This is a genomic window from Szabonella alba, from assembly GCF_016765775.1.
Classification (GTDB): Bacteria; Pseudomonadota; Alphaproteobacteria; order Rhodobacterales; family Rhodobacteraceae; genus Szabonella; species Szabonella alba.
Window position 1 is genome coordinate 55,795 of sequence record NZ_JAESVN010000005.1, and the last position, 18,140, is coordinate 73,934.

Annotated in this window: 17 protein-coding genes; 5 read left to right on the forward strand and 12 right to left on the reverse strand. The window is 65.3% G+C overall.

The annotated features are described in order from the left end of the window. Positions 1-2 precede the first annotated feature (2 nt). Both JL811_RS12560 and JL811_RS12565 read left to right on the forward strand, forming a co-directional pair. Positions 3-902, forward strand: a complete 900-nt coding sequence (locus tag JL811_RS12560; protein ID WP_202689048.1) for an NAD(P)-dependent oxidoreductase — start codon at positions 3-5, stop codon at positions 900-902. A gap of 21 nt (positions 903-923) precedes the next feature. Further along, a complete protein-coding gene (locus JL811_RS12565) occupies positions 924-2,540 on the forward strand; it encodes a GMC family oxidoreductase N-terminal domain-containing protein (RefSeq protein WP_202689049.1) in 1,617 nt (538 codons plus the stop codon). Here the strand turns inward: JL811_RS12565 and JL811_RS12570 are convergent. The 3 genes from JL811_RS12570 to cbiB are packed head-to-tail and all read right to left on the reverse strand — an operon-like array spanning position 2,537 to position 5,627. After that, a complete protein-coding gene (locus tag JL811_RS12570; RefSeq protein ID WP_202689050.1) occupies positions 2,537-3,448 on the reverse strand; it encodes a glycosyltransferase family 2 protein in 912 nt (303 codons plus the stop codon). The genes JL811_RS12565 and JL811_RS12570 overlap by 4 nt on opposite strands. Positions 3,449-3,452: 4 nt before the next feature. Then, positions 3,453-4,658 (reverse strand): lytic murein transglycosylase, encoded by a 1,206-nt coding sequence (locus tag JL811_RS12575; RefSeq protein ID WP_202689051.1) that lies wholly within the window; start codon positions 4,656-4,658, stop codon positions 3,453-3,455. Positions 4,659-4,718: 60 nt separating this feature from the next. Beyond that, positions 4,719-5,627, reverse strand: coding sequence for an adenosylcobinamide-phosphate synthase CbiB (gene cbiB, locus JL811_RS12580; protein WP_202689052.1), 909 nt, complete (start codon positions 5,625-5,627; stop codon positions 4,719-4,721). 227 nt (positions 5,628-5,854) lie between these two features. Here cbiB and JL811_RS12585 point away from each other — a divergent pair, with 227 nt between their 5' ends. Further along, positions 5,855-6,205 (forward strand): hypothetical protein, encoded by a 351-nt coding sequence (locus JL811_RS12585; RefSeq protein ID WP_202689053.1) that lies wholly within the window; start codon positions 5,855-5,857, stop codon positions 6,203-6,205. A gap of 64 nt (positions 6,206-6,269) precedes the next feature. Here the strand turns inward: JL811_RS12585 and JL811_RS12590 are convergent, their stop codons facing one another. The 4 genes from JL811_RS12590 to aroC form a co-directional block, all read right to left on the reverse strand. Further along, on the reverse strand, positions 6,270-7,442 hold the full coding sequence (locus JL811_RS12590) for a MalY/PatB family protein (RefSeq protein ID WP_202689054.1): 1,173 nt from the start codon (positions 7,440-7,442) through the stop codon (positions 6,270-6,272). 74 nt (positions 7,443-7,516) lie between these two features. Then, entirely contained in the window at positions 7,517-9,169 is a 1,653-nt protein-coding gene (locus JL811_RS12595; protein WP_202689055.1) for a thiamine pyrophosphate-binding protein, read from the reverse strand. A 74-nt stretch (positions 9,170-9,243) separates the two neighbouring features. Then, entirely contained in the window at positions 9,244-10,188 is a 945-nt protein-coding gene (locus JL811_RS12600; protein ID WP_202689056.1) for an AEC family transporter, read from the reverse strand. A 12-nt stretch (positions 10,189-10,200) separates the two neighbouring features. Further along, positions 10,201-11,301 (reverse strand): chorismate synthase, encoded by a 1,101-nt coding sequence (gene aroC / locus JL811_RS12605; protein WP_202689057.1) that lies wholly within the window; start codon positions 11,299-11,301, stop codon positions 10,201-10,203. Between the two features lie 170 nt (positions 11,302-11,471). On the opposite strand from aroC, the gene JL811_RS12610 reads away from it, so the two are divergent. Next, on the forward strand, positions 11,472-11,915 hold the full coding sequence (locus JL811_RS12610) for a TspO/MBR family protein (RefSeq protein WP_202689058.1): 444 nt from the start codon (positions 11,472-11,474) through the stop codon (positions 11,913-11,915). Positions 11,916-11,938: 23 nt separating this feature from the next. Here the strand turns inward: JL811_RS12610 and recQ are convergent, their stop codons facing one another. Both recQ and JL811_RS12620 read right to left on the reverse strand, forming a co-directional pair. Then, on the reverse strand, positions 11,939-13,987 hold the full coding sequence (gene recQ, locus JL811_RS12615; protein WP_202689059.1) for a DNA helicase RecQ: 2,049 nt from the start codon (positions 13,985-13,987) through the stop codon (positions 11,939-11,941). 4 nt (positions 13,988-13,991) lie between these two features. Then, positions 13,992-14,279, reverse strand: a complete 288-nt coding sequence (locus JL811_RS12620; RefSeq protein WP_202689060.1) for a YggT family protein — start codon at positions 14,277-14,279, stop codon at positions 13,992-13,994. A gap of 128 nt (positions 14,280-14,407) precedes the next feature. On the opposite strand from JL811_RS12620, the gene JL811_RS12625 reads away from it, so the two are divergent. Beyond that, positions 14,408-14,947, forward strand: coding sequence for an acyl-CoA thioesterase (locus tag JL811_RS12625; RefSeq protein ID WP_202689061.1), 540 nt, complete (start codon positions 14,408-14,410; stop codon positions 14,945-14,947). Positions 14,948-15,051: 104 nt separating this feature from the next. Here the strand turns inward: JL811_RS12625 and JL811_RS12630 are convergent, their stop codons facing one another. The 3 genes from JL811_RS12630 to JL811_RS12640 form a co-directional block, all read right to left on the reverse strand. Beyond that, entirely contained in the window at positions 15,052-16,578 is a 1,527-nt protein-coding gene (locus tag JL811_RS12630; RefSeq protein WP_202689062.1) for a tripartite tricarboxylate transporter permease, read from the reverse strand. Position 16,579: 1 nt separating this feature from the next. Continuing rightward, complete coding sequence (locus JL811_RS12635) at positions 16,580-17,059, reverse strand: tripartite tricarboxylate transporter TctB family protein (protein ID WP_202689063.1); 480 nt, start codon at positions 17,057-17,059, stop codon at positions 16,580-16,582. A gap of 77 nt (positions 17,060-17,136) precedes the next feature. Then, positions 17,137-18,135, reverse strand: a complete 999-nt coding sequence (locus JL811_RS12640) for a tripartite tricarboxylate transporter substrate binding protein (RefSeq protein WP_202689064.1) — start codon at positions 18,133-18,135, stop codon at positions 17,137-17,139. Positions 18,136-18,140: the final 5 nt, after the last annotated feature.

The window sequence follows — 18,140 nt, forward strand, 5'->3', positions numbered from 1 at the left end:
CGATGCGGTACGGCTATATCGGTCTTGGCAATCTGGGCGCGAAATGCGCGGCCTGCCTGCTGCGCAAAGGCTTTGCCGTTACGGTGACCGATCTGGACCGGGCGCTGGCAGAACCCTTGATCGCGCTGGGCGCGGACTGGGCGGATGATGCCGCCGGGGTCGCGGCGCGGGTCGATCACGTCATCACCTGCCTGCCCTCGCCTGCCGTCTCGGCCCGGGTGCTGGACCAGATTCTGCCCGCCCTTCGACCCGGCGCGACATGGCTGGAAATGTCCACGCTGGGGCGTGACGATGTGCTGGCGCTGGGGGCAAGGGCAGAGGCGGCGGGCGTGCGGATGCTGGAACTGCCCGTGACGGGGGGCGTGCATCTGGCGGCGCGCGGTGAGATCACCATGCTGCCCGGCGGCGATGCCGACGTCGTGGAATTGCACCGCCCGGCGCTAGAGGCGATGGGCAACCGCATCTATCACATGGGGCCGCTCGGCTCAGCCTCGGTCATCAAGGTCATCACCAATATGCTGGCCTTCATTCACCTCAAGGCCTGTTCCGAGGCGCTGATGCTGGCCAGACGCGGCGGGCTTGACCTTGGGCAGGCATGGGAGGCGATCCGGGCCTCGTCGGGCAATTCCTTCGTGCATGAAACCGAAGGCGCGCTGATCCTCAACGGATCCTATGACATCGCCTTCAACATCGACCTTGCGCTGAAGGATCTGGGCTTTGCGCTGCAATTCGGGCGCGAATTCGGCGTGCCGCTAGATCTGGCCTCGGCCACTGAACAGACCTATATCGCCGCCCGCGCGGCCTATGGCGGTGACGCGCAATCGCCGATGATTGCGAAACTGCTGGAGGATCTGTTAGGCACCGATCTTCGTGCGCCGGGCTTTCCGGCGCGGCTGGAATAGTCTGACGCCCCGGAGATGACCGTGACCACCTATGACTATATCATCGTCGGCGCGGGCTCGGCGGGATGCGTGCTGGCCGAACGGCTGAGCGTGAACGGACGCTACAGCGTTCTGGTGCTTGAGGCAGGTGGAACGGATCGCCGGTTCTATGTCCATTTGCCTTTGGGCTATGGCAAGCTGTTCTATGATCCGGCGGTCAACTGGCTTTACCGCGCCGAACCCGATCCCGGCCTTGCCGGAAATGTCGATCACTGGCCGCGCGGGCGCATCCTTGGCGGTTCAAGTTCAATCAATGCGATGGTCTGGATCCGGGGCCACAGGACCGATTACGACGACTGGCAGGCATCGGCAGGCGGCAACTGGGGCTGGGAGGCCGCGCGCGACGCCTACCGCGCCATCGAGGATAATGAGGCAGGCGCGGATGACTTTCGCGGGCAGGGGGGCCCGTTGTTCATTTCCGCCAATCACAGCGATCTGCACCCGCTTTGCGAAACGTTCATCGCCTCGGCGCAGGCGGCGGGCCTGCCGCGCAATCCCGATTTCAACGGCGCGGAACAGGACGGCGCCGGAATTTACCAGATGACGATCAAGGGCGCGCGCCGCAATTCCGCCGCCCGCGCCTTTCTGCGCCCCGCGATGAAGCGCAGGAATGTCACCGTTCTGACCCATGCGCAGGCGACGCGCGTGCTGCTGGAGGGGCGCCGCGCCACGGGCGTGGAATATCGCCACAAGGGCACGCTGCATCAGGTTCGCGCGGGGCGTGAGGTGATCCTTGCGGGCGGTGCGATCAATTCACCGCAACTGTTGATGCTGTCGGGGATCGGCCCTGCCGCGCATCTGCGCGCGCAGGGGATCGAGGTTGCGCTGGATGCGCCGCTGGTAGGGCAGAACCTGACCGATCATCAGGGTATCAACTACACTTGGCGGATGACGGTGCCGACCTATAACGACGCGCTGCGCCCGTGGTGGGGCAAGCTGCGCGCCGGGCTGCAATATGTTCTGGGCGGGCGCGGGCCGCTGTCCAAGTCGATCAACCATGGCGGCGGGTTCTTCCGCACCTCACCCGACCTGACCCGCCCCAATATGCAGCTGTATTTTCAGGCATTTTCAACCCTGCTGCCGCGTGCGGGGGAAAGGCCGATCCTGCGGCCCGATCCGTTTTCGGGCCTGTCCATCGGTCTGTCAAACTGCCGCCCCGGCAGCCGGGGGGAAATCACGCTGGCCTCGTCTGATCCCTTTGCCGCCCCCCGGATCACGGCCAATGCCTTTTCGACCGAGGACGACGTGGCCGAGATGCTGGCGGCGGTGAAGATGCTGCGCCATATCGCGGCGCAGGATCCGATTGCGCCGCTGATTGCCGAAGAACTGCGCCCCGGCCCGCAGGTGCAGACGGATGAGGATCTGATCGCCGATTTCCGGGCGCGGTCGGGCACAGTTTATCATCCATCCTGCACGGTCAGGATGGGGCAGGATGCGGCGACATCGGTTCTGGACCCCGATCTGCGGGTCCGGGGCATTGCGGGGCTGCGGGTCTGCGATGCCTCGGCCTTCCCGACGCTGATCGGCGGCAATACCAACGCGCCCGCGATCCTGACCGGCTGGATCGGGGCGGCGCGTATTCTGGCGGATGCGGGCTAGTCCGCGCTCGTCAATGCGGCAATCTTGGCCCGCAGGCCCAGATCGGCGGTCAGCAGCGCGTCTTCCGCCGCAAGCCGGGCCAAAAGGTCCGGGCTGACCCGCTGCACGGCGTCATAGAACCCGTCCACCCCCGCAGGCCCTGCCGCCATCAGCCAGTGCTGCAAGACCTCGTTGAAGGAATAGGCCCCGCGTTCCAGCCGGAACTGCAGTCGGTCCCTCCAGCGCAGGGGATCTTCGGCATGGAAATGCAAAAGCGCGATTTCCGGCCCGAAATCCCCGCCCTTCACCCGCTCACCCGCCCGGAATGCGCCATGCAGGCGCGGCTCAAACCGCGAAAGCCCGGTGCGGAAGAAGCATTTTCCGGCCGAATGGCTCAGCACCCCCTGCGCCAGCAGCGGCGCAAAAGGGCCGAAGACGCGTTCGCGCGCCCCGGCCTTGTCCGCGCCCGACAGCGCGGCACGGAACTGGCGCGCGGTGAAGATGTCATCGGGCAGGGACGGATCATGCAGCGCCTCCCATGGCGCGATGCGATACATGGGTCGGTCTGCGGGCATCCGCGCCAGCACCGTGCCGATATCCTCGGATGCCAGAAGGTATTCATCCACGTCGATATGCCCGACCCAAGGCAGTTTGGTGGATTTGTAGACCGCCTGCATGTTGCGCCCCTGCCGGTTCTGATGCCGGTCGGGGCGCTTGTTGATAAGCGTCGTCCAGTAATCCATATCGCAGCGCGTGGCTGTTACCCGGTCGATCCCGGCAATTGCGTCAAAGGCCGGATCATCGGGATCGTCCAGAAAAATCCAGATATGCGCGGCCCCAAGGCCCAGATGATGTGCGATAAAGGCAAGAAGCTGATCCTGCGGCGCCTTCACCGTGGCGCAAAGCCCCCATGCCTCCCGCGCGGTCATCCGGTCACAGCCTGTTCAGAAGGTCGCGAGTCGGCCAGGCATCGGCGGGCAGGCCAAGGCGTTGCTGTTCCTTCTGCACGGCGGGCCGGGTCATCGCGCCCAGGATACCGTCGACGCTGCCCACATCATGCCCGCGCGCCTGTAATTTCTGTTGCAGCGCCTTCATGTCCCCCTCGGACAGTTGCGGATCGGGATTGCCTGCGTTGAAGACCGGCGCGCCCTGCAATCTTGTGCCGAAATAGGCGGCCGTCGTGACATAGACAAAGCTTTTATTCCATTCGAACAGCACGTTGAAATTTGGATAGACCAGAAAGGCCGGTCCCTTGCGCCCCTCGGGCAGCAGGATGGAGGCAGGCAGATTGCCGGCCAGTTTGCCATGGCGCGGCACAACGCCCATCCGGCCCCATTCCGCCGCCGACAGTTGCTTGTCCAGCCCGGTTTTCGACCAGTCCAGATTGGCCGGAACGGTCACTTCCTGCAACCACGGCTCCCCCTTGCGCCAGCCCAGATCGCGCAGCATCCGCGCGCCTGACAGGATCGCATCGGGGACGGATGTTTTCAGCGTCACCTTGCCGTCGCCATCGCCATCGACGCCGCGTTCCAGAATATCGCCGGGCAGCATTTGCACCATGCCGATTTCACCCGCCCATGCGCCGGTCGTGCGTGCGGGGTCCAGCATGCCGCGTTGCCACAACTGCATCGCGGCATGGATCTGCGGCTGAAACAATTCCGGGCGGCGGCAGTCATGACCAAGGGTCGCCAGCGCATTGACCGTGTTGAAATCGCCCTGCACCGCGCCGTAATCGGTTTCAAACGCCCAGAAGGCCAGCAGGATGCCGGGCGGCACGCCATAATCCCGCGCCGCCCGGTCGAAAATCGCCTTGTGCCGTTGCGCATTGGCCGCGCCGTTGCTGATGCGTCCCTGACTTATCAGGCGGCGCGAAAAGTCGGTAAAGCTCATCCGGAACACGCCTTGGGCGCGGTCGGCCCGGATCACGCGCTGATCCTGCTGCACGCCTGCAAAAAAGCGGTCCGCATCGGCCCGGGAAAAGCCACGTTGCTGCGCCTCGGCCTTGATCGCCTCGATGAAGCCCGGAAAACTGCCGCCGCACGGCGCGGCAAGGGCCGGGGCCGCGATCAGGGACAGGCCCGCCGCAACAAGGGGGGCCGCAAACAAGCGTGCGGCGCAGGGGGGGGCAGCAAATCGCATCGGTAAACTCCTCAGGTCACTTGCGGGCCAGAGTATCAGCGCAGGACCGCAGGGCAACCGTCAGATCAGCCAGAGCAGGATCACGATCCCGAGCATCAGCCCCCATGTGCGCCACAGTGCCCGCACGCCTGCGTCGATATCGGCCGGGCCGGGGTCGCGGCGGCCCTCGGGCCAGACCCATGGAAAATCCTGCCATTTTCCGCCATAGCTGCGCGGCCCCGACAGGGCACAGTTCAGCACCCGCGCCAGCGCCGCTTCGGGCCAGCCCGCATTGGGCGACCGGTGCAGCCTTGCATCGCGCAGGATCGGGGCGGGGTCGGTATGGCCATGCGCCAGCGCGATCAACAGCGCGGTCAGCCGTGCGGGGATCCAGTTCAGCCCGTCATCCAGCCGCGCCGCCGCCCAGCCGAATTGTTCATGGCGCGGCGTGCGATGGCCGATCATGCTGTCGGCGGTATTGGTGATCTTGTATATCATCAGGCCCGGCAGGCCCGCGACCAGAAACCAGAAGGCCGGGGCCACTACCCCGTCCGACAGGTTTTCACCGGCACTTTCAATCGCGGCGCGGGCCACATCGGAGGCCTGCATCGCGCCGGTATCGCGCCCCACGATCTGTGCTACCGCGCGCCGCCCGTCGCCCAGCGACAGGCGCAGCGCGTCAGCCACCGCCTGGACATGCTGCACAAGCGATCGCTGCGCGATCAGCACCGCCGCCAGCAAAACCTCCAGCAGACCGTAATCCGGCAGCCATGCGATGATCGCGCCGATCAGCCCTGCCGCCAGCGCCAACCCGGCCATGGCCAGCGTGCCCTTCAGCCGCCGCATGTTGCCCCGGTTCAGCCGCGCATCGGCCCAGCCGACCGCGCGCCCCATCAGAACCGCCGGATGCGGCCAGCGATCCCAGATCGCGCGCGGCTCTCCGGTGGCGGCATCCAGCAGCAAGGCCAGCGCCAGCATGCCCGCACTCATGCCTGCGCCTGCTGTGCCATCCGACCGATTCGCGCCTGCTGTCCGTTCATCCGCATCCCCTGTCCGCCATTGCGCCCAGAAAACCGATTTACCGGGAACTGGCAACGTCCCTCGGGCGTTTGACGCACAACCTTTGGGGGAAAGAGGATGTGAAACCCGCGCTGTCGTCACATTGTCTTGATTTTAAGAGATAAGGCCGCACACTCTGGACTCAGGGGAGAAGTGAGATGTTGGAATTCCTGTCGAAAGAAGTGGCTGAAGGTCTGGCGCTGGCGCAGCAACGGGCCGCGCGGCGCAAATCGCGCCTGCGTATCCATGTCGGTGGTGAGATCTATCCGGTCCTGCGGCTGTGGGACGACGGGCTGGCGCTGGACGCGTCCCAGATCCCGGCGCTGCGGGGGCTGATCGACCTTTATGATGGCGGGCGGCATATTTCCCAATGCCTCATCATCGCGTCCGAGGCCGAGAATGGCGAGTTGATCTGCGATTTCAAACGCTCAACCGCCGTGGCCGATCACGCGCCGCGCGATTACTGGCTGGATGAGAACGCCCCTTCGGGCTATCTGCCGCACAACTGAGGATTGCTGCCCTGACACATGGCCGCTGGCGGACCCGATAGGCCCCGCCAGCAGAAATCAGATGTCATTGCAGGTCGGCAAAGGCCGCCTGCAGTCGCGCCACTGCCGCCTCGACCCGTGCGCGCGGCGTTGCGATGTTAAAGCGCAGGAAGGTTTCCCCGCCCGCGCCAAAGGTTTCGCCATGGTTCGCGGCGATTTTGGCGGTGCCCTGCACGCGGGCCTTGAATTCATCCGGGGCCATGCCGGTGCCCTCAAAATCCACCCAGGACAGATAGGTGGATTCCAGCGGCATCGAGGCCAGACCGGGGATTGCATTCACGCCGGCATCGAAAATCCGGCGGTTTCCGTCCAGATAGTTGTTCAGCGCATCGACCCATGCCGCCCCGTCGGGGGAATAGGCCGCCTCGGCCATGAACAGGCCAAAGGAATTGGCCGAAATGCCCAAGGCCCCCATCCGGGCGGCAAAGCGCGACCGCAGGCCGGGATCGGGAATGATGACATTGCCGGTATGGCCGCCCGCGATGTTGAAGGTCTTGGTCGTCGCAGTCAGCATCACCAGACGGTCCAGCATATCGGGTGCCGCCAGCGGCATCGGGATATGGCGATGGGCGGGATAGACCAGATCGTGATGGATCTCATCCGAGACAAGGATCAGCCCATGCCGCTTGCAGAAATCGGCAACCCCGCGCAACTCTGCCTGCGTCCAGACCCGCCCCCCGGGATTGTGCGGGGAACAGAGGATCAGCATCTTCTCCCGCCCGGTCATCTGCGCGTCCCAAGCGTTGAAATCCATCTGATACCGGCCATCGCGCCGGGCAAGATGACATTCGACCACCTCACGCCCTGCCATGCGGATGACGCGGGCAAAGGCGTGATAGACCGGCGTCATCAGCACGACCCCATCACCGGGCGCGGTGAAGCTATCGACACAAAGCGCTGTGCCATTCACCAGCCCATGGGTCGTGAAAATCTCATCGCGTTCGACCGACCAGCCATGGCGCGTCTGCATCCACCAGCGGATCGCGTCACGATAGGGGGTATCATCGCCGTAATAGCCATAGATGCCATGATCCAGCATCCGTTGCAGCCCGGCCTGCACACAGGCGGGCGGGCGGAAATCCATATCCGCAACCCACATCGCCAGCCCGTCCTGCGGTGAGACGCCATAAAGCGTTTCCATCATGTCCCATTTCACGGAATGAGAACCGCAGCGGTCGATTTCTTCGTCAAAACTCATCTTGAACCCTGTTGTTTTTTGGTAAAGCTGCCGCGCCTTCGGGGCGAAGTCCAGCCCCGTCGATGGATAAGCTGTCAGCCTTTCTGCGCGGCGGCGCGCAACGCACTCAGCGTTTGCCCGGTGGTCAGCATTTCGGGATCCAGCCGCAATTCAATGACCGCGACCTTGCCCGAGGCCCTTGCACGCCCGAAGGCGTCAGGGAATTGCGCCTGATCGGTAACCGTTTCGCCATGGCCGCCATAGGCGCGGGCCAGCGCCGCGAAATCGGGATTGGCAAGATCCGTGCCGGACACGCGGCCCGGATAATGGCGTTCCTGATGCATCCGGATCGTGCCGTAACGTCCGTTATTGGCGACGATCACGATGGGGCTGGCCCCGTGCTGCACCGCGGTCGACATCTCGTTCAGCGTCATCTGGAAACAGCCATCGCCCGCCATGCAGACCACTATGCGGCCCGGATGTTCCAGACTGGCCGCCACCGCCGCCGGAAAGCCATAGCCCATGGAACCCGAGGTCGGGGCAAGCTGCGTGCCCGCGCGGCGGAAGCTGTAATAGCGATGCAGGAAGGCCGCGTAATTGCCCGCGCCATTGGTGAGAATCGCCTCTGGTGGCAAATGGGCGGCAAGCCATGTCACGACATCTTCCATCCGCACCGCGCCGGGGGTGGGCAGGGGGCGCTGCCAGGCCTCATACTCTTGCCGCGCGGCGGCCCGCCAGTCGGCCCAGTTGCCGGGTTGCGCCGGAACCCCGGCCAAGGCCGCCAGCATCTGCGGGGCAGGGGTCATGATGCCGGGATCGGGGCGGAAGACGCGGCCCAGTTCATCCGGGTCGGCATGGATATGCACGATGCGGGGACCGGGGCGGGTGGGGTCCAGCCGCTCATAACCATCGGTCGCAATATCGCCCAGACGGGAGCCCAGAACCAGCAGCAGATCCGCCGCCGCCAGCCGCGCGCCCAGTTTCGGGTTCATCCCCACGCCCAGATCCCCGGCATAGCAGGGATGGGCATTGTCCATCCGGTCCTGACGGCGGAAACTGACTGCGACCGGCAGATCCCAGGCGGTGGCAAAAGCGGCCAGATCATCGGCGGCGGTCTGGGTCCAGCCCGGCCCGCCCGCGACAACCAGCGGGCGTTTGGCACCGGCCAGCGCATCGCAGACCGCCTGCACCTGTGCGGCACTCACTGCGCCGGGTTGCGGCGCGGGGGCGGGAAGGTCCGCAACCTCGGCCCGGCTCGACAGCATATCCTCGGGCAGGGCCAGAACCACCGGCCCCGGACGCCCCGAACGCGCGACATGGAAGGCCCGGGAAATATATTCCGGCAGGCGCTCGATCTGGTCCACCTCGGCGGCCCATTTCGCCAGCGGGGCGAAAAAGGCGCGGTAATCCACCTCCTGAAACGCCTCACGGTCGCGGTGATGGCGCGCGATCTGGCCGACGAACACCACCATCGGCGTGCTGTCCTGCCTTGCCACATGGATGCCCGCGCTGGCATTGGTGGCCCCCGGCCCGCGCGTGACAAACAGAACACCCGGTTCCCCGGTCAGCTTGGCATGGGCCTCGGCCATCATCGCCGCCCCGCCTTCCTGACGGCAGACGATATTGGCGATGCCGCTGTCGCGCAGCCCGTCCAGCGCGGCAAGGAAACTTTCCCCCGGCACCGAAAAGACCCGCCGCACGCCCTGTGCAACCAGTTGATCCGCCAGTATCTGCCCGCCATGCCGCATCGGTCTCTCCCATCATCTGCGGGCCGAGACTGCGCCAGCGCCGCGCGGGGCGCAAGGGCGCGGCAGGGCCCGCATCACAGAAGCAGCGCCAGAACGCCGCTTAACGTCAGGAATGAGGCCGCTGTCGCCAGCAAAAGCGCGAGTGAGGCAAGACGCTCAAGCCCCTGTTCCTGCGCAAAGATCGGATAGACGCCGATCATCGGCACGGCGGTCGTGACCAGAAGGCTGATGCGCAGCGCAGGGTCCAACCCGGTCAGGCCAAGGGCTGCGACCAGTCCCAGCCCCGCCAGCGCCATGGCCGGATGCAGGATCAGCTTGGCCGTCGCGATCTGGCTGGCCCGGGCCAGATCGCCCCGGGGCGTGACCCCGGCCAGCGATCCGCCGATCACGAACAGCGCCAGCGGCACCGAGGCGGTCGACAACATCCCCGTCACCCGGTCCAGAACCTCGGGCACCGGCAGGGCCAGCGACGCCCAGACCAGACCTGCCGCCATGGCGATTGTCAGCGGTCGGCGCAGCAGATCGCGCGCGATATGCAGCACAAGGGCCGCCTTGCCGCCCGGGCGTTCAGATCCGGCCGCAATCAGGATCAGACACAGCGGGATCATCACCAGATTTTCCACCATCACCCCCATGGCCAGCACGGCGGGGGCGGTCTCGGGCACGGCAAGGGCAAGGATCGGAAAGGCGAAATAGCCCGAATTGGCACAGGAGGTGCCCATGACGCAGATCCCGGCCTCGGGAAGCGGCAGGCCCTGCACCCGGCGGAACCAGACCAGCGCCACCAGCAGCGTGGCGACCGAGGCGCCGGCATAAAGCGCCAGATAAAGCGGGTTCACGATTTCGGCCGGGTTGCGGCTGGCCAGCGCGTTGAACAAGAGCGCGGGCAGGGCGATATTGATGACGAAGCGCCCGATGATGCGCATGTCCGCGCCCGAGAACAGACCCGAGCGCACCGTGCCCCAGCCAAGCGCCACGATGGCAAAGATCGGCAGGGTGATGGCGGCGATGGTTCCCATTCCCGCGCGGCCTCAGCCGATCCGCCCGCGCAGCCCCCCGGTCTGGCCCCGGTCCAGCAGGATATGGTCAAGGATTACACAGGCCATCATCGCCTCCCCCACCGGAACGGCGCGGATGCCGACGCAGGGGTCGTGGCGGCCCTTGGTGACCAGTTCGGTCTCCTCCCCCGAAACGGTGACGGTCTGGCGCGGGGTCAGGATCGACGAGGTCGGCTTGACCGCAAAGCGCGCGACCACATCCTGCCCGGTCGAAATGCCGCCCAGAATGCCGCCTGCATGGTTCGACAGATAGACAGGTCCATCCGGCCCCATGCGGATCTCATCGGCATTGTCCACGCCGGTCAGGGCCGCGGCGGCAATGCCCTCACCGATCTCGACTGCCTTGACCGCATTGATCGACATCAGCGCTGCCGCAAGGTCGCTGTCCAGCTTGCCATAGACCGGCGCGCCGATTCCGGCAGGCACGCCCGAGGCGGTGACTTCGATCACGGCACCGACCGAATTATGTGATTTACGCAAATCGTCCAGATAGGTGGCCCAGTCTTTGGCAGCTTCAGCATCGGGCACCCAGAAGGGGTTCTGTTCGATTTCTTCAAGATCGAACCGCGCCCGGTCAATGCCGCGCGCCCCCATCTGCACCATATAGCCGGTGATGCGCAGCCCGGGCACCAACTGCGCCAGAACTGCCCGCGCGACGCCGCCCGCCGCAACCCGCGCCGCCGTTTCCCGCGCCGAGGACCGCCCGCCGCCGCGCGGATCGCGCAGCCCGTATTTCTGGTGATAGGTGATATCGGCATGGCCGGGGCGGAAGCTTTGCGCGATCTCGCTGTAATCCTTGGACCGCTGGTCGGTATTCTCGATCATCAACTGGATCGGCGTGCCGGTGGTCCGCCCCTCATAGGTGCCCGACAGGATGCGCACCTCATCAGCTTCGCGCCGCTGGGTGGTGTATTTGTTCTGCCCGGGTTTGCGCCGGTCCAGCCAGGGCTGGATATCGGCCTCGGTCAACGCCACGCCGGGCGGGCAGCCATCGACCGTCGCGCCAAGGGCTGGTCCATGGCTTTCGCCCCATGTGGTGACGCGGAAAAGATGGCCGAAACTGTTGAAGCTCATGGCGGTGCGGTTCCCGGTGCTGGCTTTTTCGATCCGCCCCGGCATAGGCCATTCGCGGGTCCGGGGCAATCGGCCTTGCCTTTTTGCGCCCCGTCCCATCTTGCAGGAACGGAAGGGCGGTTTGCGCGTTTTCCAGTCCCGCAGAGCGGGCAGGCAAGGAAGGGACAGCCATGAAAGACCGGATCATCCAGATCGCGGGCGCCGTCGTGATTGTGGCGCTTGGGGCGCTGATCGGCACCAGTTTCACGCCGGGCGCGTGGTATGAGGGGCTGACCAAACCGTTCTTCACGCCTGCTCGTTGGGTCTTCGGCCCGGTCTGGTCGGTGCTTTATGCGATCATAGGCTGGGTCGGTGCGCGGAAATTCCTTTATGGCGGCGCGCGCGGGCTTTGGGCCGCGCAGATGGTGGTCAATTTTCTGTGGACCCCGGTTTTCTTTGGCATGCAGATGCCGCTCGCTGCCTTGGCGGTGATTGCCGTACTCTGGTCGCTGATCCTTGCCTTCATCCTGCGCGAATGGCGCGCCGATCGGATCTCGGCGCTGCTGTTTCTGCCCTATCTGGCTTGGGTCAGCCTTGCCACGGCGCTGAATGCCGCGATTGTGCTGCTGAACTGACGGGCGGCCTTGGCAGGAAGATCTCAGCCTTCGCTGCTGCGGATCGCGTCCAGAAAGGCGATTCCGAAACGCTCGGTGCGCTGCGTGCCCATGCCGGGAAGGCGTTCAAGCTCGGGCAGGGTGGCGGGCCGGGCCTCGGCGATCTGCCGAAGCGTCGCATGGGTGCAGGACAAGGGCTTGTCGATCCCCAGCGGCCCCCGCGCCAGCCGTTGCTGTGCGGCCTCCAGCCGGTCATAGACCGCGCCCGCATCGCGACCCGCCAGCCGCATGCGTTGCGGATGCAGGCCGTCGGCAGTGCCGTTGATAACCTCCAGGAAGGCGCGGCCATAGCTGTCCAGCTTTTTCGCGCCGACGCCATTGATGCGCGCCATGCCATCCAGATCGCGCGGCCGGGTCTCGGCCATCTCGATCAGGGTGCGGTCGGGAAAGATCACGTAGGCCGGAACACCCGCGCCTTCAGCCAGTGCGCGGCGCTTGGCCTTCAGCGCCGACATCAGCGGCGCATCTTCGTCCGAGACCAGCGCCTTGACGGCCACCCGGGGACGCGCGGTCTCGACGGTGTCGCGGCGCAGGGTGACGGGTTCTTCCCCGCGCAGGATCGGGCGGGCGGCCTCGGTCATGCGCAGGGCACCATGGCGTTCGGCATCGGGGCGGACCAGATCCAGCCCCATCATCTGCCGGAACACCGCGCCCCATGCGGGTTTCGTCAGTTCACGCCCGACGGCGAAGGTGGGCAACTGGTCATGGCCGCGCTGGCGCACCTTTTCGGTCGCATTGCCGGTCAGGATATCGATCAGATGGCCCGCTCCGAAACTTTCGCCTGTGCGCAGGATCGCCGACAACGCCTTGCGCACAGCATCGGTCGCATCGAATACCAGCGCCGGACGGTCGCACAGATCGCAATTGCCGCAGGCTTCGGCGCTTTCCCCGAAATATCCCAGCAGCACCTGACGGCGGCATTTCACCGCCTCGGCAAGCCCCAGCAGCGCATTCAGCCGCCCGTGATCGGCCTCTTTGCGTTCGGGCGGGGCCTGCCCCTCGTCGATCTGGGACCGGCGCAGGCGAATATCGTCGGGACCATACAGCGTCAGAGTTTCCGCCGCCGCCCCGTCGCGGCCCGCACGCCCGATTTCCTGATAATAGCCTTCGATGGATTTCGGCAGATCCGCATGGGCGACCCAGCGGATATCGGGCTTGTCGATCCCCATGCCAAAGGCGACCGTCGCCACCACGATCAGCCCGTCCTCTCGCTGAAAGCGGATTTCGGTGGCGCGGCGGTCCTCGGCATCCATGCCGCCATGATAGGCGGTCGCGGGATGGCCCGCCTCACGCAGAGCCTGCGACAGGGTTTCGGTCTTGGCGCGAGTGCCGCAATAGACGATGCCGGACTGGCCCTTGCGCGCTGCCGCGAAGTCAAGGATCTGGCGGCGCGGGCTGTCCTTCACGGCAAAGGCAAGGTGGATATTGGGTCGGTCAAAGCCGCGCAGGAAGGTCGCGGGGGCCACCCCGTCGAACAGCCGCATGACGATCTCGGCGCGGGTTTCTTCATCTGCGGTGGCGGTAAAGGCGGCCAGCGGCACATCCAGCGCGCGGCGCAACTCACCGATGCGCAGGTAATCGGGGCGGAAATCATGGCCCCATTGGCTGACGCAATGCGCCTCATCCACGGCGATTGCCTGCACGCCCACGCGCCGCAGCATCTGCACCGCCGAGGCCGAGGCCAGACGTTCCGGTGCCATATACAGCAGTTTCAGCCGCCCCTCATCAAGGGCTGCAAAGACCTCTTCGGTTTCGGCATCGGTATTGCCCGAGGTCAGCGCCCCCGCCTCTACCCCCGCCTCGCGCAGGGCGCGGACCTGATCACGCATCAGCGCGATCAGCGGTGAGATGACGACCGTGACACCGTCACGGCACAGCGCGGGCAACTGGAAGCACAGCGATTTGCCGCCCCCCGTGGGCATGATCGCCAGCGTGTTCTGCCCGGCAAGCACGGCATCGACGATCTCTTCCTGCCCGGGACGGAAGGCGGAGAAACCGAAGACGCTGGATAGATGGTCGGTGGGGGTGGGCATCGGGTCAGTAAAAGGCCGCCGCGTTGTTGATCAGCACGATCCGCAGCGCATAGACGCCCAGAAGCACGATCAGCGGTGCCAGATCAAGGCCGCCCATCTGCGGCAGCACTGACCGAACCCGGCCATAGACCGGTTCCAGCAGGCGGTTCAACCCGAACCAGATCTGTGCGACAATCGGCTGGCGCAGGTTCAGCACCTGAAAATTGATCAGCCAGGACATGATGATATGCGCGATGATGATGAACTGCGCCACATCAAGGATCAGCAGCAATATCTGCAACAAAGAGGTCATGCGCGGCTCCGGTCCACAAGAGGTTGTGGATTGGTAACGCGCGCCCCCCAAAAGGGCAACAGGTTCCGCAGCGTTTTGCTTGACGCGCCCGCTGCGGCGCGGCATCGCGGGGCAAAAGGAGTGCGCGCATGTATCCCTATCTTCGCATGGTCAAGGAATTGTGGAAATTTCGCAACGCCCCCGCCTTGCCGATCCTTGGCACCCATGTCAGCCATCACCGCTGCTGGCCGCAGGATATCGACCCCTGGATGGAGTTGAACAACGGGCGCACTCTGACGATCTATGATCTGGGCCGCCTTCCCTTAGGGGCGCGGGTGGGGTTGCACCGGGTACTGAAGGCACGCGGCTGGGGCATGGCGGTGGCTGGCAATTCGCTGCGCTATCGCCGCCGTGTGAAGATGTTTGATCGGGTCGAAATGCGGTCGCGCTGCATCGGCTGGGACAACCGGTTCATCTATATGGAACAAAGCATGTGGAAGGGCGGTGAATGCAGTTCCCACATGCTGCTGCGCTCGGCGATCACCTCGAAGGCGGGGATCGTGCCACCTGCCGAAATGCTGAGGGCGCTAGGGCAGCCGGAGGAAAGCCCGTCCCTCCCGGACTGGGTTCAGGGCTGGATCGAGGCCGATGCGACGCGGGTCTGGCCACCGCTGCGCGGCGAAGACTGACCGCAGGGTGGGCGCCGCCGCGCCTTGTTCGTCGGGCTTTGCCGGTCTTCAGGGGGCGGACAGGGGCGTACCCCTGTCCGATTTCTTAAGGCGCGCGCGAGCTGTCAGGCCGCGTTCTTGCGCGCCGCGGCACGGGCGCGCATTGACTGAATGCCCTTGAACAGGGTCCACGCCCAGAGCAGCAGCACCGCAACCCCCAGACCCGCCGCAACGGGGCGTTCGAAGAACTCAAGGAACGACCCGTCGGACTTGATCATCGAGGTCAGGAACATCCGTTCGAACATGCCGCCCAGAACCAGACCCAGAATGATCGGCGCCACGGGAAAGCCGTTTTCTTCCAGCACCCAGCCCAGAATGCCCATCGCCGCCATCAGGATGATGCCATAGACCGAATTGGTCATCGCAAAGGCCCCAACGATGCAGAGGCTGAGCACGATGGGCAAAAGCACACGACGCGGCACGCGCAGCACCGGGCGCGCCACCTTCACCGCCGCCCAGCCCAGTGGCACCATCACAAGCGCCGCCAGAATGAAGATCATGAAGACGGCATAGATCAGTTGCGGATTCATCAGGAACACGGTTGGCCCCGGATTCATTCCCTTCATATACAGCACGCCGATCACGATGGCGGTGATGCTGTCGCCGGGAATGCCGAAAACCAGCGCCGGGATCCAGGACCCCGCAACGGCCGAATTGTTTGCCGCCGAGGCATCGACCAGCCCTTCGACATGGCCCTTGCCGTATTTCTCGGGCGTTTTCGAGAAGCGTTTGGAAACGGCATAGGACATCCATGCCGCGATATCGGCGCCTGCGCCCGGCAGCGCGCCGATCAGCGTGCCAAGGGTCGACCCGCGCAGGATGTTCTTGGGATAGGTCCAGATCACCCCGCCGACGCCCTTGAAAAGCGGCCCGCTGGTGGGTGGCACATCCTGATGGGTTTCCTGCCCGCCCAGCCGGATCATGCCGCGCAGGATTTCCGCCAGCGCGAAAAGCCCGATCATGGCGGGAATGAACTCGATCCCCGACAGCATGTCGATCTGCCCGAAGGTGAAGCGTGGCACACCGGATGTTGGGTCCAGCCCCACCGTTGCCAGCGCCAGCCCGATCATCAGGGCGACCGCCGCCTTCAGCGGATCTGTCGAGGCGATGAAGATCGCGCAGGACAGGCCAAGGGCTGCCAGCCAGAAATATTCGAACGAGGTGAACAGCAGCGCGAATTCCGCCAGAACCGGCGCCCCGAGGATCAACACCGTCACGCCGAACAGCCCCCCGATGCAGGAGACGATGATATTGGTGCCAAGGCTGAGGTTCAGCTTGCCCGCGACGGACAGGCGGTAACTGTCCTCGACATAGGCGGCGGAGGCGGGCGTACCGGGGATGCGCAGCATCGCGCCGGGAATGTCGCCTGCAAAGATTGCCATGCCGCTGGCGGTGACGATGGCCGCCAATGCCGGGATCGGATCCATGAAGAAGGTCAGCGGCACCAGCAAGGCAACCGCCATCGTTGCGGTCAGGCCGGGCATCGCGCCCATGAACATGCCGAAAGCCCCGGCGAAAAGAACGACCAGCAGCACCTGCGGGTCCATGACCAGCAGGAAGGCCTGCCCGAGAACATCGAGGGAGGGCAACATGTCAGAAGAACCCTTCGATAAAGCCGCGGGGCAGGGGCACGCGCAGCAGCACGGCAAAGGCCCACCAGCAGAACAGCGTGGTGCAGATCGCGGCGATGATCGCGGTCAGCGGGCGCACCTCGTGCCACAGGAAGATCGCGAGCAGGGAAATTACCGAAACCGGCATATAGCCGACATGCGGCGCGACAAGGATCTGGCCCAAAATGGCCGCGAAAATCAGGATGACCGACCCGATGCCCGCCACCTGCCGCAGGGGCGGCAACAGCGAGATCATTGCATGGCGCACACCTGCGCGCCGCCATGTCAGTTCCCGCAGACCCAGAAGCACGCCCGCGATGATGAACCCGCAGCCCAGCAGCGTTGGCAGCAAGGAGGCGCCGTAAGGCTGGCCCGAAAAGGCCGGAAAGCCGGACGCCGTCCAGATCATGAACAGTCCCAGCAGGATGAACAGCGCCCCGGACAGCGCATCTGACAGTTGCATTCGGTCTCCCCTTCCCGAGATGCGGACAGAGGCGCCGCAGCGCCTCCGTCCCCGTGGTGATCAGGATCGTGGGCCGATCAGCCCTGCACAAGCCCTGCGGCGCGCATCGCAACGCCCATGGTTTCATCCGTGGCGGCCATGGTCGCGGCATGTTCCGCCGGCGGCTGATGGATGACGCCAAAGCTGCGCGAAGCCATGAATTCGGTATATTCCGGATCCGCCGCAATCTCCGCCAGCGCGGCAGACAGTTTGTCGGCCACATCGGCTGGCAGGTCCTTGGGACCGCAGATGCCGCGCCAGACCGCGATCAGGAAGTCGCCCGCATCCGATTCCATCAGCGTCGGCACGTCGGGATGGGTGCCCAGACGCTCTTCGGCCATGATGGCAAGGTTCACGGCACGGCCCGCATCGACCATGGCCTTGGTTTCGCCAAGCGAGACCGGCACCAGATCGACACCGCCCGCGATCAGGTCCTGCATGCCCGGCGCAGCGCCTTCCGAGGGCACCCAGGTCACATGGTTCGGCTCAAGCCCCAGCGCTTGCAGCCAGCCGACCAGCGCAAGGTGCCAGATGCCGCCCTGTCCGGTGCCGGTGGCCTTCATCTCGCCCGGTGCCGAGGCCTTGATCGCCTCGACCAGTTCCCCGATGGTGGACCAGCCGGAATCGGCGCGCACAGTAATTGCGGGCGCATCGGCATTCATCAGCCCAAGCGGCGTGAAATCGGTCGAGGTCAGTTCGGTCAGCCCCTGATGGTGCATCATCGCGATTTCCACGGTGACGACGCCCAGCGTGTAGCCATCCGGGGCAGAGGTCGCGATGGCCGAATGGCCGACAACGCCCGACCCGCCGGTGCGGTTCACCACGTTCACGGGCTGGCCCAGACGCCGCTCCAGCAGCGAGGCGATCACCCGGCCGCAGGCATCGGTGCCGCCGCCGGCACCCCAGGGCACGATCATGGTGATCGGGCGGCTGGGATAGTCCTGCGCGAAGGCGCGCATCGGCGCGGTTCCCGCCGCCGCCAAGGCGGCAGCGCCAGCGATCACGCCACGGCGTGTCGGTTTGAAAGATGTCGTCATATCGG